The organism is Paenibacillus sp. T2-29 (assembly GCF_052921365.1).
In genome coordinates this window covers 223,814-240,158 of sequence record NZ_JBREVE010000003.1, presented here as the reverse complement: position 1 = coordinate 240,158, position 16,345 = coordinate 223,814, and the positions used below count along the sequence as shown (strand labels likewise).

Annotated in this window: 16 protein-coding genes and 1 other annotated feature; of the genes, 5 read left to right on the top strand and 11 right to left on the bottom strand. The window is 44.9% G+C overall.

The window, feature by feature from the left end:
* Window positions 1–5: 5 nt before the first annotated feature.
* Window positions 6–1,349 carry an ABC transporter substrate-binding protein gene (locus ACU1JV_RS10725; RefSeq protein WP_013370547.1) on the bottom strand — a complete coding sequence of 448 codons (1,344 nt, stop codon included), beginning with the start codon at window positions 1,347–1,349 and terminating at the stop codon, window positions 6–8.
* A 510-nt stretch (window positions 1,350–1,859) separates the two neighbouring features.
* Between ACU1JV_RS10725 and ACU1JV_RS10720 the strand changes: the two genes are divergently transcribed.
* The gene (locus ACU1JV_RS10720) at window positions 1,860–2,789 is read left to right on the top strand and encodes an ArsR/SmtB family transcription factor (protein WP_013370546.1); all 930 of its coding nucleotides are present in this window, start codon (window positions 1,860–1,862) and stop codon (window positions 2,787–2,789) included.
* Window positions 2,790–2,850: 61 nt separating this feature from the next.
* Here ACU1JV_RS10720 and ACU1JV_RS10715 read toward each other — a convergent pair whose 3' ends face one another.
* Together ACU1JV_RS10715 and ACU1JV_RS10710 are read right to left on the bottom strand one after the other, a co-directional pair.
* Entirely contained in the window at window positions 2,851–3,552 is a 702-nt protein-coding gene (locus tag ACU1JV_RS10715) for a DUF1361 domain-containing protein (RefSeq protein ID WP_413985930.1), read from the bottom strand.
* Between the two features lie 88 nt (window positions 3,553–3,640).
* Complete coding sequence (locus tag ACU1JV_RS10710) at window positions 3,641–4,249, bottom strand: DUF1349 domain-containing protein (protein ID WP_413985929.1); 609 nt, start codon at window positions 4,247–4,249, stop codon at window positions 3,641–3,643.
* Between the two features lie 189 nt (window positions 4,250–4,438).
* Window positions 4,439–4,677, top strand: a binding site (T-box leader).
* 42 nt (window positions 4,678–4,719) lie between these two features.
* Here ACU1JV_RS10710 and ACU1JV_RS10705 point away from each other — a divergent pair.
* Entirely contained in the window at window positions 4,720–5,904 is a 1,185-nt protein-coding gene (locus tag ACU1JV_RS10705; protein WP_413985928.1) for an aminotransferase class I/II-fold pyridoxal phosphate-dependent enzyme, read from the top strand.
* 46 nt (window positions 5,905–5,950) lie between these two features.
* Here ACU1JV_RS10705 and ACU1JV_RS10700 read toward each other — a convergent pair whose 3' ends face one another.
* From ACU1JV_RS10700 to ACU1JV_RS10685, 4 genes are read right to left on the bottom strand one after another with little or no spacing between them, the layout of a single operon-like run.
* A complete protein-coding gene (locus ACU1JV_RS10700) occupies window positions 5,951–6,424 on the bottom strand; it encodes an NUDIX hydrolase (protein WP_413985927.1) in 474 nt (157 codons plus the stop codon).
* 50 nt (window positions 6,425–6,474) lie between these two features.
* Entirely contained in the window at window positions 6,475–7,059 is a 585-nt protein-coding gene (locus tag ACU1JV_RS10695) for an O-acetyl-ADP-ribose deacetylase (RefSeq protein WP_413985926.1), read from the bottom strand.
* Between the two features lie 32 nt (window positions 7,060–7,091).
* The gene (locus tag ACU1JV_RS10690; RefSeq protein WP_040101636.1) at window positions 7,092–7,484 is read right to left on the bottom strand and encodes a hypothetical protein; all 393 of its coding nucleotides are present in this window, start codon (window positions 7,482–7,484) and stop codon (window positions 7,092–7,094) included.
* Between the two features lie 22 nt (window positions 7,485–7,506).
* Window positions 7,507–8,094: a TetR/AcrR family transcriptional regulator gene (locus ACU1JV_RS10685; protein WP_413985925.1), complete on the bottom strand. Its 588-nt coding sequence runs from the start codon at window positions 8,092–8,094 to the stop codon at window positions 7,507–7,509.
* A 195-nt stretch (window positions 8,095–8,289) separates the two neighbouring features.
* Here ACU1JV_RS10685 and ACU1JV_RS10680 point away from each other — a divergent pair, with 195 nt between their 5' ends.
* Complete coding sequence (locus tag ACU1JV_RS10680) at window positions 8,290–9,525, top strand: MFS transporter (RefSeq protein WP_090735665.1); 1,236 nt, start codon at window positions 8,290–8,292, stop codon at window positions 9,523–9,525.
* 83 nt (window positions 9,526–9,608) lie between these two features.
* Here ACU1JV_RS10680 and ACU1JV_RS10675 read toward each other — a convergent pair whose 3' ends face one another.
* The 4 genes from ACU1JV_RS10675 to fabF all read right to left on the bottom strand — a co-directional run bounded on the left by ACU1JV_RS10675 (window position 9,609) and on the right by fabF (window position 13,314).
* Entirely contained in the window at window positions 9,609–10,349 is a 741-nt protein-coding gene (locus ACU1JV_RS10675) for a zinc ribbon domain-containing protein (protein ID WP_337682344.1), read from the bottom strand.
* A gap of 116 nt (window positions 10,350–10,465) precedes the next feature.
* Window positions 10,466–11,410: a helix-turn-helix transcriptional regulator gene (locus ACU1JV_RS10670; RefSeq protein ID WP_040103748.1), complete on the bottom strand. Its 945-nt coding sequence runs from the start codon at window positions 11,408–11,410 to the stop codon at window positions 10,466–10,468.
* Window positions 11,411–11,430: 20 nt separating this feature from the next.
* Window positions 11,431–11,937 carry a GNAT family N-acetyltransferase gene (locus ACU1JV_RS10665; protein ID WP_013370535.1) on the bottom strand — a complete coding sequence of 169 codons (507 nt, stop codon included), beginning with the start codon at window positions 11,935–11,937 and terminating at the stop codon, window positions 11,431–11,433.
* Between the two features lie 138 nt (window positions 11,938–12,075).
* Window positions 12,076–13,314, bottom strand: a complete 1,239-nt coding sequence (gene fabF, locus ACU1JV_RS10660; RefSeq protein WP_013370534.1) for a beta-ketoacyl-ACP synthase II — start codon at window positions 13,312–13,314, stop codon at window positions 12,076–12,078.
* 163 nt (window positions 13,315–13,477) lie between these two features.
* On the opposite strand from fabF, the gene ACU1JV_RS10655 reads away from it, so the two are divergent.
* Together ACU1JV_RS10655 and ACU1JV_RS10650 are read left to right on the top strand one after the other, a co-directional pair.
* Window positions 13,478–14,317 carry a helix-turn-helix transcriptional regulator gene (locus tag ACU1JV_RS10655; RefSeq protein ID WP_025676923.1) on the top strand — a complete coding sequence of 280 codons (840 nt, stop codon included), beginning with the start codon at window positions 13,478–13,480 and terminating at the stop codon, window positions 14,315–14,317.
* 135 nt (window positions 14,318–14,452) lie between these two features.
* Window positions 14,453–16,345, top strand: coding sequence for a DEAD/DEAH box helicase (locus ACU1JV_RS10650; protein WP_064963170.1), 1,893 nt, complete (start codon window positions 14,453–14,455; stop codon window positions 16,343–16,345).

Below are 16,345 nucleotides of genomic sequence, written 5' to 3'. Positions count from 1 at the left end.
GCGCATTATTTCTGTGATTTTTTCTCTTGCTCCACCGCTTTATCCAGCAGTTTCTGCATCTTCGGTTGTTCTTGTTTCACATAATCTGCTGCCGTAATTTTGCCATCCAGCACAGGTTGAATATCTGTGAAGAAAATATCGTACCATTCTGCGTTATACGTATAGTTACCTGGTAATGAGCGTCCATAGTCATTTACGATATCAATAAATTCCTGTTTGTTGTTAGGCTTTGTTTTTGTGTCTTTGGCCCATTCATCAGCCATATCGAGCAGATTCGGAATTTGTACCTTGGCATCTACGAGCTGCTTCATGCCTTCTTTGGAAGTAGTCAGATAGTTAACCAGTTCTACAGCTTCATCCGGGTATTTTGTTTTAGAGGAAACACCGATACCCAGAGAACCAATCCATGTTGCCGGTTTGCCAGTCGATCCAGTTGGGAAAGGCAACAAATCATATTCGAATGGCAGTTTTTCAAATGTACTCATATCCCAAGGACCTACTGGGAAGAAAGCCATTTCGCCCTTCATCCAGCGTTGATATGTGTCCAATGTTTGTGATTGTTCAATACCAGGTGTAATTTTATATTTGTTTTGCATATCAGCAAAGAACTGAAGCGCTTCCGCAAATTTCGGATCATCAATTGTTACTTTGGTTTTGCTCTCATCCAGCCAATCAGCACCATTACTCCATACAAAGGCTTGCAATGCCCACTGAACGTTAAAGCCTGTTCCGTATTGATCTGGCTTGCCGTCACCGTTGGTATCTTTGGTCAGCTCTTGGTTAACCTTAATGAACTCATCCCATGTATATGGTTTGTCTTTGTCAGGCAATGGAACACCTGCTTTTTCAAACATGGTTTTGTTATAACCCAAAGCGAATGGACCCAAGTCCTTCGGCATACCGTAAATATTTCCCTGACCGGCCATTTTACCGTCATAGCGATACAAATCCACACCGTATTTCCAGATGTTATCCAGATTTATATCCTTGCTCTTATCAATATAAGGTGTCAGATCCTTCAACACCCCACTGTTAACATAAGCTTTCAAATCCCCAGGGGCAAAATAAAAAATATCTGGAAGATTATTACCTGTAATTGCAGCTCTAAGCTTTGTAGCATATTGATCTGCTGCCGTCACAACCATTTTAACCTTCACACCAGGATGTTCTTCTTCAAATTTTTTGATAACATCCTTATAAGCCTTCTGCTCATCCGTTCCTCCACGGAACATGAAAGTCAATTCCTTGCTTCCATCGCTACTGGAACTTCCTCCACTACAGCCTGCCAGTGCAGCAACCATTAACAACAGAACAACCATTGTTAGCGCAAAACCTTTTTTCTTTGTCAACGCGACCCCTCCTAAAATTAAAATGAAACCGCATACATTAAGTGTTAAATTAACTTCATACTACTCGGCCTAATCTTTAACTGTGCGGTACACAACCCGTTGTTGATTGCCGCTGTGATTATCATCCCTCTCATGTACCGTATAATTAACATTTACCTTTATCAATAATGAATTCGTTTACAAATAAAATATAGCACGCCATTCTACGGTTCGTCAATGCATTTTTCAATCTTTTTAAATAATTATAAAACATAGATTGGATTAACTTAAAAAGTGAAATTAAATCGCATTTAAGTATTTTTATTAATAAAATCTAATTAAAAAAACTTAAATGCGATCTATTTTATAAAAAAGGCTTTATTTTAGAACACGATTTCCTCTCTTCTTCTTTTAGTAAAAAAAATTTACATAAAAGCAGTTTACTTCTTTATGATTTTATTTTAACATAAATCAAAGTAAAAATATAAGCGCTTACATCACACTTTTTATAGATAAGGATGGGCTATAGCTATGATTTATATTAAGGATTTAATGTCAGGGTTAGATATTTTCAAAGCATTGGGCTCGGAAATCCGCATTCAAATTCTTGAATTACTTGCTGTTCAAGGACAAAGTATGAATGATATTGCGAGCAAGCTGAATTTAAGTAACGGCACCATTACGATGCATATTCGCAAACTGGAAGAATGCGGACTTGTGGAAATCAATACCGTAAGCGGTAAACACGGGACCCGAAAAATGTGTTATTTAAATAAGGAAAAGCTAATGGTAGATCTGCGCAGCAGAGAACAAAAAAATGTATATGAGGTAGAAATTCGCATCGGTCATTATAGTAACTACCAGGCAGTTCCTACTTGTGGATTAGTGACCAAAGACAGCATTATCGGCGATTTTGATGACCCACGCTATTTTGCAGATCCCGCGCGACTGGACTCTGAAATGATCTGGATGGCAGAAGGTTTTCTGGAATACCGCATTCCTAACTACTTGAAAGCGAATCAATCCTTTACCGAAATTCAATTTTCCGCGGAGCTGGGGTCAGAAGCACCGTGTTATTGTGAGGACTATCCGTCTGATATTTGTTTTCATGTAAATGGTATTGCCATCGGTCACTGGACGAGCCCAGGCGATTTTGGAGCTGTTCCGGGGGTCCTCAATCCCGACTGGTGGCCTCCACACTTGAATCAGTACGGCATGCTGAAGTTAATTCGCATCAATCAACATGGAAGCTTCATTGACGGGTGTCGTATATCAGAAGTCACAATAGACGATATCGGACTTGATTACAAAAGCGATATTACACTGCGTTTATCCGTATCCGATCAATCGCAAAACAAAGGAGGGCTCACTATTTTTGGTAAAAGATTCGGAAATTTCAGCCAAGATTTGCTTGTGCGCGTGCTTTATGATGTACACGAAGAAGATAACTCCAACTCCTAACTCGTCACAGATAAAAAGGCCGAAGTCTGTATTCATTGAATACAGGTCCTCGGCCTCAATCCTAATCCTCACGTAAAGAGATATAGATAAATAGATAAAAGATTAGCACCATCCCAAACACCAGCCAGCTAAAAGACAGTAAATGAAGCTTCTCCCCTGCATTTACTGCCCAGCTCCAAAGATCCGCAAAAAGCACCAGCGGTTGCAGCAACACATCCCAACTATTCCAGCGTGCAAATCTGCCTATATATACACCTATGCTGGCCAACCACAACATCACAAAGACTACAACCCATGCGAGCCACCCTGAACAAATCTTCCTCAACATACGGTGGATCATCAATACACAAAGAGATGTAAGAAAAAGACCAATTCCAGCGGCTGAAAAGGACGTAAATAAGATTAGCCAAAATTGAGTGTTCAACCAAAAACGCGTACCAGGGTTCACATCGTAAAAACGGAATGCATGTAGTAACTCGGTCACTAGATAAAGAGCATTCGGCAGAAAGAACAACCATACCCATGCGGCGAAAAATAAAAGAATATTTCTCACTTTTGCATATCGTAATTTGGATAAAGCCACCATTAACAATGAAATAAACACCGGAACCCAGGCCAGGAATATGTCCCAGTACAGAAATTGATATATCCTCGTCCCGCTTGTGGACTGTAGATACATAATGAGTCCGAAACAGCCCAATGTAGCTACAAGCATCACCCCCAACAAACCGGGCAGCTTGTAACCCTTCCTTCTTAACAGCAAACTTCCATCTACCTCCTGCCTAAAAACACGTATTTACGTCTTTTTAACTTTCTTATATAGCGCTTTCATATATAGAGAGGGCTTTTATTTATTCCACGTTTCGTATATCCTCGAACACATGGTTTGTTATTGTCAAAGCGTCAAAGGTAACATTACACCCCTCCCCTACTGGAGATTGTGCGACAACCCCAACTTTTAGCTGGCTGGGAACATTCATCCCAAAATATCTGGCCAGTTTCCAATGCTGACCATCCGATGAATAATGAAAGGCAAAGCAATTTCCAGCTCGTGTTACTCGCAAATACGGATTAGAAGCATCCATCGCCCCCGATATACAATCATCGGATGTATTCCGTGTAACCACACTTAGGATCGAGGGGGTATTCTCAAAGTATTCAAAGCACACTTTAGCCCAATGAGTATCATCAGCCATCACCATCAAGCATCCTGAGTCATAGGGCTGCTTCATATCGACACGAACCCTCGTCCATATTGTAAAATCTCCTTGAAGGGTGGTATGCAAAAAAGGAGCGGACGATTTGATAACGGCGCCGGACGGATCTCTAAAAAAATCTGCCTGTGAAGGTGCAGATACTTGTAAAGCCTTGAATTCATCGAAGCTCCATACAGTCGGTTCGTTGATCCAGCCCCATCCTTGAGGCAAAACCTTGTCGTTAAAGCCTTCAAATACATTCATATGGATACCATCCCTCTCTAGCCAATATAGTCTTAACACAGTGAATTTTGGGGTACAGTTCCCCTTGATACCACTATATACGTTATCTTCCAGTCGTCAATGATGATGCCCCTGTCTTTACAATTTATAAAAAAAGACTTGCCATTCTGAAATGTTGTGCTTATAATTACACCTAAATTGATACGGCAACAAATTTCAATGACGAGAACGAGTAAGCTATACAGCGGATTTGCAGAGAGTTGGGGCAGGTGAAAGCCAACATTCCGAGGGTAGCTGAACGCCATCTCTGAGAAGCGGGCTGAACCTGAAGTAAGCTCTGCCGCCTTTCCAGCGTTAACCGGAACACGTATTGATGGATACGTGAACAGAGTGTCATTTCCTATGGAATGAAACTAGGGTGGTAACACGGGTATAAACTCGTCCCTTTTACAGGGGCGGGTTTTTTTGTTTTTCAATAAGGAGGAATCAACATGACAAATGTATCGACAGCAGTATCTATAACTGATTTTTTGACTCCGGCTGTACGGGAAATGCCGCCTTCAGGTATCCGTCGGTTTTTTGAATATAGTGCAGGCAGAAAAGATATCGTATCGCTTGGTGTTGGTGAACCTGATTTTGTAACTCCTCAACATGTGAGAAAAGCCTGTATCGCAGCACTGGAAAATGGTAAAACCTCATACACACCCAATGCAGGTCTCCCTGAGCTTCGTGAGGAAATTGCCGGATATCTGGAGAGCAGCTTCAGCACATCCTATAACCCGGCAGATGAAATTATGGTCACTGTTGGCAGTAGTGAAGCGTTGGATTTGGCGCTACGCGCCCTCATCACAACACACGATGAAATACTCATCCCAGCTCCCTGTTATATTTCGTATTCGCCTATTACGTTTTTGAACGGAGGACATACCGTAACGGTTGAAACGTCTGCTGACCAGCAGTTTAAGCTGACAGCTGAGGCGCTCAAATCCAAGCTGACTCCACGATCCAAAGTGCTTATTCTCTGTTATCCGAACAACCCAACTGGCGGGGTGATGACCTATGAGGATTGGCTACCCATTGCCCGTTTGGTTGAGGAGCATAACCTGATCGTCATATCGGACGAAATTTATGCTGAATTGACCTATGGACAGCAGCATGTAAGTTTCGCTTCTCTGCCAGGAATGAAAGAACGCACCCTGCTCATCAGCGGCTTTTCCAAAGCATTTGCCATGACAGGCTGGAGGGTCGGCTATGTATGCGGTCCGAAAGAGTTGATTTCGGCCATGCTGAAAATCCATCAATATACAGCCATGTGCGCGCCTATTATCGGGCAAATTGCCGCTATTGAATCCCTGCGCAACGGGCTGGAGGAAAAAGATCGTATGATGGAGTCCTACAATCAACGTAGAAAATGGTTCGTTGCTGCCCTCTGTCAGACAGGGCTTCCATGTCATGAACCAAATGGTGCCTTCTATGCTTTTCCCTCCATTATGCACACAGGGTTAAGCTCAGAACAGTTTGCCAAACGACTGTTGGAAGAACAAGGAGTTATAACGGTCCCGGGTTCCGCATTCGGCCCAGGCGGCGAAGGTTTTATCCGCTGCTCGTATGCGTCATCACGTGAACAGCTGGAAACGGCTCTGGAACGCATCAGCGTATTCCTGAAACGCCTGTAAACCGATTTTCCATCGCATGAACTGAACATGAGCATAAGGTGAACATTTACTTCAGCAGCTTCTGAATAAGCTTTTTCTGGTGTGGTGGCAAGCCTTCCGGCCATTCCCCTATGCGGCAGTAACAAATGTCGGAGATTTCAGCGCTTGGTCGAAAGGTACCCGGGATAACCCGGCCTGTAAAAATAAGATCCACGCGGTTCGGCAACTGGCCAAACTGGGCTTGCGCCAATGAGGTGATCTCTACCTCCAGCCCAGTTTCTTCCCGGACTTCGCGCCGTAAGGCGGTTTCCGGCTGCTCTAGCTCCATCCAGCCGCCGGGAATTCCCCACGGTTGCTTCCGGTATACGTGCTTTAATAGTAGCACTTCCCCGGCATCGTTCGTGAAAATGCCCAGCACAGCAACTAAAAATTTATGTTGTGCCCGGTACACCAATGCATTTTTCAATCGAATGAACGGCGTATGCTTATACATGAATACAAGCCAATCCCGCGGGATCTTATTTATCAGCTTAACCAGCATAACACACCTCCAGTTGAGCACTCTTACATCAATTCATTCGTTGGATTAAGTTAAATGAGGAGCTTAAGTATGTATACTAAAAAATAATCTTTAGGTGACTGTAGCTTACGGCTATATAACTGAGCATTTTCCGCATCAAAACAAACAAAAATAATCTCATTCAACCCAGCATGTTCCTGTACAAAACGTGTCACTTCCTGTATAGCAATCTCGGCCGCCTTTTCTTTCGGAAATCGGTAGATGCCTGTGCTGATATTGGGAAAAGCAATGCTGCGTGCATTCAATTCTAAAGCTAATTGCAGTGTATGACGGTAGCATGTCGCCAATAGCTCTTCTTCCTGATGGTCGCCACCATTCCACACAGGGCCGACAGTATGAACAACATATTGGGCTTCCAGCTTGCCAGCCGTCGTATAAACTGCGCCTCCTACCGGACATCCCCCTTGCTTGTTTCTGATTCGGACACAATCTTCCAATATAGCCGGACCACCAGCTCTATGAATTGCACCATCTACACCACCGCCACCCAGCAAGCTTGTATTTGCAGCGTTGACAATAATATCCGCCTTACAACAGGTAATATCCCCTTGCACCACACGTATGATCACGTTAAATCGTTCAATTTGGGTATCCATTGGTCCTCCTTCTCTTCTAAAAACCAGCTTTGTTATATAATCATCTTATAGTCTCTACAAGCGATTTCTAAAACATCGTCATAGGTTTTCAACAGAAAGTGTTTTAGATTCTTCCCCCGTGCACTAGCTATTGTAGCTAATAATGGCGTATCTGTAAGCTCATCAAAACTGCTACCTTGCGTATACTTCTGCTCAGGCATGTCTAAAGCCACATCCAGTTCAATCATATTAAAATAGTAGATTCCTGTAAATATAAGCTCATAGGGTACAAAATCGTCTACTGCTTCTGACGCCACCCCCCCATTAATCTCTCCCTTCAAAACCAGCTCTTTCTTCGCATAATTCATATGAACCTGATCCAAATAGACCGCATCCCGCCCATGCAATTCGCCAAGCGGCGTTTGAATAGCTTTTATGTGTGGCATCCAGGTGTTCTCCAGTCCTAAGTTATTTTTCATCCAACAACATAAGTGCGGTCGCAACCGCATGATCCACAAAAGAACGCTCTGGGCGTGACTTCATCATCACGGTTATCCCGATTAACAAAGAGACCAACGTGTGTGCCAAAGCTCGTGCATCTATAGTCACCTCAAGCTCCCCAGATTGAATACCACGTTCGAGGGTCTCCTGAAAGACAGCAGAGAGATACATCTGATGTTCTCTGGTTAAAATTTCAAACCTCTCATCATGAGGGGCTAGTTCTACCATTGTATTGATGCAAAAGCATCCCTTATTGGACCCCTCCTCGTACTCTTCTGCCACCACTCCTCCAAAAAAATTGTAAAATGCTTCTTTTACAGATGAACTATTTTGCAGTTTAGCCCTTACACAAGCTGCATGAGATTGCGTATATTTACGCAGCGCAGCTTCGAACAATTGCTTTTTATCCCCATAGGCAGCATATATGCTGGGGCGTTGTATTCCCATACGCGAGGTTAATTCGCTTAAAGATGTGGCCTCAAAACCCTTTTCCCAAAAAACTTGCATCGCTGCATCCAACGCTTGATCTTCATCAAATTCTCGTGGTCGAACCATACTTTTCCCCTTCTTTTCGTATCGTTCAGTATATTAAGATTGTATGATCTCCAGAAGCGGCTGTCAAATATATACGGGTTAAACTCTTGACAAATCTTATGGATGAGAGTTACATTGACCTAAAATCATTACATACCAATCAGTATATTATACTGATCAGTATGCAAATCACAGAAAGCGACGTGGTATGTGAAAATGAAGACGTCAGAAGAAAACGCTCTCCCCCTCTCCCATCAAACGATAGCAAACACTGCCGAAATAGCCCCCGTTCCGGTTCTGTCCCGGTCTGTGGCACTCTTGTTTGCTATAGCCTGCGGGCTGGCTGTCGCTAACATTTACTATGCACAGCCATTACTGGATGCGCTGGCGCACGAGTTTGGCATTACACACTCATCAGTCGGTATCGTTATTACCGTCACGCAAATTTGTTATGCGTTAGGACTGCTGCTGCTCGTCCCGCTTGGCGATCTCTTGAACAGACGGCGATTGATTACAGGACAAATGCTGCTATCTGTGCTGGCATTAATCCTGGTTAGCTTTGCCCCTACCCGTACAATACTGCTTATGGGAATGGCAATGGTTGGACTGCTGGCTGTTGTGACTCAAACACTCGTGGCATTCGCCTCGACCTTGGCTAATCCGACTGAACGCGGGCAGGTCGTAGGGCTGGTAACCAGCGGAGTCGTTATCGGCATTTTACTCGCACGAACCGTTGCTGGTGTATTAACTGATCTGGCAGGCTGGCGTTCAGTTTACCTTATTTCTGCTGTACTTACGCTGTTTATGGCTGTGGCTCTATTGCGAGTGCTCCCCAAGAACGAACCCACAAGCGCCACACTTTCCTATGCGCAGCTACTTCGCTCGGTTATCACACTGTTCGTCCAAGAACGAATTCTGCGTATTCGTGCTGTCCTTGCGCTGCTCATTTTCACAGCGTTCAGCATACTGTGGACTTCGCTTGTATTACCTCTCAGTGCCCCCCCATTTTCTCTTTCACACACTGCAATTGGGGCCTTCGGCTTGGCTGGAGTCGCCGGAGCATTAGCAGCAGCACAAGCAGGGCGGCTTGCCGATCAAGGCTTGGGACAACGAACGACAGGTATCGCACTAGTTATATTGCTGCTGTCCTGGCTACCTATAGGCTACACCGAGCATTCTCTATTCGCTTTAACTCTTGGTGTCATTCTTTTGGACTTGGCCGTACAGGCTGTACATGTCACAAACCAGAGCTTGATTTTTAACGTTCGCCCTGAAGCACGGAGCCGACTTACCGCAGGCTACATGATATTTTATTCCATCGGTAGCGCCACTGGAGCCATTACCTCCACTCACATGTATACCTATGCTGGGTGGAATGGAGTTTGTCTATTGGGGGCTGGTGTCAGTGCTCTAGCTTTCATTTTTTGGGCGGTGACTCGACGTTCAACTTGATGGTAAACCCATATGGTTTGGATCAACGAAAAACCGCCTGGGCCTCAATAACGGCCTAGGCGGTTCTCTTCTACTGTAGATCATCACTTAATTGCAATATAAATTAAAACGGGTTCATCTGGATTGCCATACACTTCAAAATCACCTGTGTAGGTCCGCTCCCCTTGTCCCGTGGCAGCCCATGCCCAAATTGTCTGCCATACACGGAAGACAGAAGAAGGTTCATGGGTTGCCTGAAAAATAGCATAGCGTGCAGCCGGAATTACAAGTTCTTCAAGCTCGTCAGGAGTTTGGAAGTCCTCAGCCGCTTCCTTTCCAATAAAAAATGTATACTCGCCCAGAGCTCCATTTTCATAGTCAGTATAGCAACCATAGACGGAAGCAAGTCCTTCATGACCCCTGATCCGACCTGCCACATTCTCACCTACAAAACGTTCCCACATGCTTGGAATGATCCCGTGGGGCGTTTGTTCCTTCTGATTATTGGTACGTGCTTTTAGTCCAATTAAATGGATTTCACCTCGGTACTCCTCACGAATGGGTCCATCAAATTGAAGCTCTGTATTCTCTGAAGACCGCCACCTCTTCAAATTCGGTAGGTAATTACGCAGCATCAAAGTCGCTTCTTCTGCCTGCATTCCCTCTTCTACCAGAAACGGCACACACTGCTGGATCATTCCCTCCATCGTCAAGTCAGGCTGTACAAATGCACCTTCCTTGTAACAATACTTGCAATACTCATCTGTATTATTATGTTGTGCATCCGTTCCATATTGATCCTCATGCTCCAGCGGCATCCCGCAACTTTGACAAGCTTTATCCATTCTCATAAATCCCCTTTCGCTAACTCATATCTGGTATGCCACCAGTATAACGAAACAAACCTGACAACTATGGGTCAGGTTCGTTTTACTTTAATCTAAGATTTACTCTATAATTCCTAGCCTTCTTCATAATTAGACGCAATACGCAACGCCATCTTATGAATCTTGTCTCGCAAATGAGCCGGTTCTTTGACAACCACATCCGGTCCGAGGCTTAAAATGAATCCGTACACCCACGCATCCTCGGGAAACGGAACCGAAACCGTGTAAATTCCTTCCTCCTGCTCGTTCAATGCTTCCACACCAAACCAGTCCTCCCCCAGATGTCTTGAGTTGCGGTTAAATTGTAGCGTAAACGGTTGTACATCCCTGGATGCCGTCATCCGTCCCTCATTCCACGGCAGCACTTCATCAGAAAGATCCCTGCGGGTGAAAGCCGTCTCTGTAACTACAGGCTCACTCATACGAGAAAGCTTGAACAACCGAAACTGCCCCCTGTCGGGACAATACGCATACACAAACCATTGTTGCCCTTTCAGCACAAGCGTATGTGGTTCCACATTCCGCTTCGTTCGGGTTCCTTCCGCATTTCGATAGACAAAAGCAACCGTACGCGCTTGACTCATTGCCTCTTTTACCTTTATTAATTTAGCTTCCTGGACAGACTGATTTCCCCATCCCGAATGATCGACGATAAACTGTGTGGTACGGACACTAAATTGCTCTTTTTCAGACTCTGGTATAATGCTTTCAAATTTATGAAGTAACCGGGATACGTTGGGACCTCCCAACGACGAGGACAAACTCTGTAGGCCCATCACAATGTCCTTGATATCATGATCCGTCAGCATACTGCGATCCAGACGATATCCTTCCATCAGGCCAATCCCCCCACCTGCTCCCTGAAAAGTTACTACTGGGATACCAGCCAGACTAATCGCTTCAATATCTCTATAAATCGTCCGAATTGAAACCTCATACAAATCAGCGAGTTCCTTTGCTTGTATTCTATTTCTTTTCAGCAGCAAAATGACGATAGAAAGCAATCGATCGATTTTCATTTTTTCAAAACCTTTCACCCTTAATAAAAATAAGCCAGGAGTTCCTCATCATATCCCTGACCGTGATATTCCAAAGCGTTCTTTTCAATACCATAAGTTTTGAATCCCAATTTTCTATAAAGCTCAACAGCTGCTTGATTGGCAGCCACCACACTCAAATTGATTTGTTTCAATCCTTCCACTTTTCTACCTCGACTGATAACTTCCAATAAAAGTTTCTTAGCGATCCCCTGGCCTCGGTAAATCGGTGGTACATACACTCCCCAAATCGTTCCTTTATGCCGTGTCTTAATTTTGTGTTCTCTTCTAAACCCGGTCATGCCAGCCAGCTGATGATCCTTTGTAAATGCACCAAGTATGTAATGATCCCTCTTATTTTGTATTTGCTTCACTATATCAAATAACGAAACTTGTACAGCTTCCTCATAGGAGGTTCCAAAAGCTTCGGGATTCATTTTTAGGGCTTCCAGTCTTAAATTCCAATACGCTTCAGCGTCTGCTGGCTCTATGTTCCTGATGATAATCATGGCTTCATCCCTCCAAATGTTTTCCTCCATCTTACTCTATCTATTATTTAAATTAAATCTATGATGCCTAAATTAAAATAACCTCAGATGCTAGATCCAGCCGAATATAGCATCTGAGGCTTCAATACTCATTACATATTATGACTCATAGCGTTTCAGCACAATGACCGCATTATGACCACCGAAGCCGAAAGAATTAGATAACCCAATATTTAGCGAAGCCTTGCGCGCTTCGTGAGGCACATAATCCAGATCACAAACAGGGTCTGGATTGTCCAGATGCATCGTTGGCGGAATGATACCTTCTCGAAGGCTTTGAACAAGCGCAATCGCTTCGACACCGCCTGCGGCTCCTAGCATATGACCTAGCATGGACTTATTCGCGGTTACCGGAATCTGATAGGCATAGTCACCAAACAGCTTGTGAATCGCCAAGGTTTCAGCGATATCCCCTACAGCCGTACTCGTTGCGTGAGCACTGATCACGTCCACTTCTTCAGGGGAGATTCGAGCCGAATGAAGGGCCGCTTTCATTGCTAGATAAGCTCCGGTTCCTTCAGGATGCGGTGCAACCATATGATAGGCATCCGAACTCGCTCCATAACCGATGACCTCACCATAGATTTCTGCACCACGCCGGGTAGCGTGCTCCAGCGACTCCAGCACCAAGATGCCTGCTCCTTCGCTCATGACAAAACCGTCCCGATTCTTGTCAAACGGCCGACTTGCTGTGGAAGGCTCCTCGTTACGTGTCGACAAGGCAGTTGCATTAGCGAAACTTGCCAAAGCCAATCGAGACACCGCCGCTTCAGCTCCACCGGCAAAAATGACATCCGCATCTCCTGTACGAATGGTTCGAAATGCCTCTCCAATTGCAGTGTTCCCAATTGAACAAGCCGTTACAGGTGAAAGCGTAGGACCCATTGCTCCAAACGCGATACTAATTTGGGCAGCAGCCATATTCGAGATCATCATAGGTACCAGCGTCGGGCTAACTCTGCCTGGACCACGATGTAGCAGCACGTCCACATTGTCTACCAACGTATCCAAACCGCCGACTCCTGATCCCACATATACACCTACACGCTCCAGATCAGTGCGATCTAGTTCCAGGCCAGAATCCTTGAGCGCTTGCTCTGCCGCATATAATGCAAACTGAGTAAATCGATCCATTCGTCTGGCATCCTTACGCCCCCACTGTTTTTCTGCATCAAAATCCTGTACCAGTCCAGCAATTTGTGCTTTTAAATCGGACACATCAAATGAATTAATTTTACGTATACCTGAATGGCCCTCCAGCAAATTGTTCCATAGCGTGTCTACTTCATTGCCCAATGGCGAAACGACACCCATACCTGTTATCACTACTCTTTGCATAAGCTATTCATTCCTCCTGCTCGATGGCTTACTTATAATCCTCATTTTACCCCCGTCTTATCCTATTACAAGTGTTTGTTTATCCTGGTATAATGAACACTACTATAGTAAGCGCCTGATTTAATTACCTCAGATACACTCATTGAATGGAGAGAAAATACCTATGAAAACGGAAGCACGTCTGGAAGCACTATCTGTTTTTCTGAAAACAAAAAGGGCCCGCCTACACCCGCATATGGTTGGTCTTCCCCCAGGGTCACGTCGCAGAACACCAGGTTTGCGCAGAGAAGAAGTCGCTCAACTAGCAGGTGTCAGTACAACCTGGTATACCTGGCTGGAGCAGGGTCGGGATATTAAAGTATCCGCCTCCGTGTTGGATGCTATTGCTGCTGCCTTGCAGTTGAACACGGATGAGCGTAAATATTTGTACGATTTAGCGCTGGAAGCCGGGTCTCATAACCTTCCTGCTTCTGCAGAGCAGGCGATCATATCTCCATCTCTGCAAAAGATCGTACAAGAGTTGCACTACTGTCCTGCTATTATTTCAGATCGGCGCTGCCATATTGTCGGCTGGAACGAAGCTGCTGCTCATGTTTTTATGGATTTTGCCGAGCTACCACATGAGCAACGCAATATGATCGAACTGCTATTTACCAAAAAGGAGTTTAAAAGTCTGGCCGTGAATTGGGAGCACTTTGTAAAGGGGTTTCTTGCCATTTTTCGCGCTTATTACGGGCAATACGTGACAGACCCCTGGTATGCTCAATTTATACAAAATATGAGCGAGGCCTACCCAGAGTTTAACGAGCTTTGGAATCAGAGTGAGGTAAGCTCCGCTCCCGAAGTGCTCATTGAATTTCGTCATGCCAAGGCTGGCAAAATGTTATTTGACCTGACTTCCCTTCAGGTACAAGGCAGTGTCGATCTCCGTTGCAGCATTTACACCCCTAATGCGCAAACTTCTACGGAAAGTAAACTCCAAAAGTTAATGGAAGGCAACTAAAGGATTTCATCCCTCCTGTTATGAAGATATCTTTTTCCGTCCATACTACATCTACGATCTGTGCAAAATAGATGCCATATATGTGACAGAGCCGATAGCTTCAACTGTGCTACTACCAGGAGGGAGGGAATCATCATGAAAGCCAAACCGACAAGTTCCCAGCACACACAAAACCAAGCACCATTGCCTGTTCCGGTACAATTTGACCGCAGCTGGCAGGACGAGCTGGACCAACGCCTGCACAAGGGAGGCCCCTGGGGAGATTGGGATCTGTATCAGCTGGCCATCGAGGCGGAAAAGGCCAAGCTGGTGCCGAGCTTTGATGAGCTTCAATGTCTTCAGCATTTGCAAGACCTCACTCCTCTGCCCCATCAACTCGATACCGCTCGGAAAGTACTGTTTGAGATGTCTGGACGTGCCATTCTTGCCGATGAAGTCGGCCTTGGCAAAACAATTGAAGCTGGAATGATCCTTAAGGAATATCTGGTTCGCGGGCTGGCTTCCAAAGTGCTTATTCTTGTACCCGCTTCTTTGGTCCTACAATGGGTGCGTGAGCTGAATAGCAAATTCGGCATTCCCGCAGTCGCCCAGAAAAAAGCGTATTCTTGGTCTTCCGAGGTCGTCGTAGCCTCCATGGATACGGCCAAAAGAGAGCCACATAGTAACATCCTGCTAGATACCGATTATGACCTGCTCATTATTGACGAGGCTCATAAGCTGAAGAATAAAAAAACATCCAACTACCAGTTCATTATGAAGTTGCGTAAAAAATATTGTTTGCTCCTGACAGCTACACCTGTACAAAACGATCTATCTGAGCTGTTTAATCTGATCACGTTACTCAAGCCCGGTCAATTAGGAAGACAAGGCGATTTTTCAGCAAACTTTGTTGTAGATAAACGTCTGCCCAAAAATGAAGATCAGCTCAAGGATGAGCTGTCTAAAGTCATGATCCGCAATCGTCGTGGAGAAGGGCCAGTTCAATTCACTAAACGAAATGTTTCCAACATTCACTTGGAGCTTTCGCCAGAAGAGCAAGCGCTGTACGATGGGGTGACCTCTTTTGTCAAAGAGCAATATCAAGCGAATGGCGGAAATTTAAGCAGCATGCTGTCTCTCGTTACCCTTCAACGGGAAGTGTGCAGTAGCCGGGACGCTGTGTTCGTCACGCTGGTCAATTTGTCCAAAAAGATGGCTCCAGACTCTCCTCTACGCGATCGTGTCTGGGACTTGGTCGCACACATTAAAGCGATCAAGGCCAATTCCAAAGCAGAAAAAGCGCTTGAGCTTATCCGGAAGATGAACGAAAAAGTGATTATTTTTACAGAATATCGGGCCACACAGGAGTATTTGCTAAACTATTTCCGTGATCGCGGACTGTCTGCTGTTCCTTACCGAGGGGGTATGAACCGAGGTCGCAAGGATTGGATGATGGATCTGTTCCGTGGTCGCATTCAGGTTATGATTGCCACTGAAGCAGGTGGTGAAGGTATTAACCTGCAATTTTGTCACCACATGATTAATTTCGATTTACCGTGGAACCCCATGCGCGTGGAGCAGCGGATTGGACGGGTGCATCGACTTGGACAGAAGCATGATGTGAATATCTTCAACCTGTCCACTACCGGAACGATTGAGGAGCATATCCTGCACCTGCTGCACGAAAAGATTAATATGTTTGAAATGGTCATTGGCGGATTGGACGTTATTTTGGAAAAGTTTGAGAAAAAAGAATCCATTGAGAAAAGTTTATATAAAATCATGCTTGAGTCCAGCAGTGATGATGAAATTCGCAGAAAAATGCAAAAGTTAGGCCACTCGCTGGATTCCATTAAACAAGAAATAGAACAAATCCGCACAGACCCGTCAGTCACTCCAAATGTAGCAACCGATAAGTCAGCTGGAACAAAGCAGCCTAAGGGACGGCTAACAGGAGTAAGCTCAAGTGTCACCGAGGATTTGTTAGGCTTAACAGGTGATGCAGCTTCTCCAACCAAAGCTCGACGCAGTGTGAAAGGAGGTCGCTAG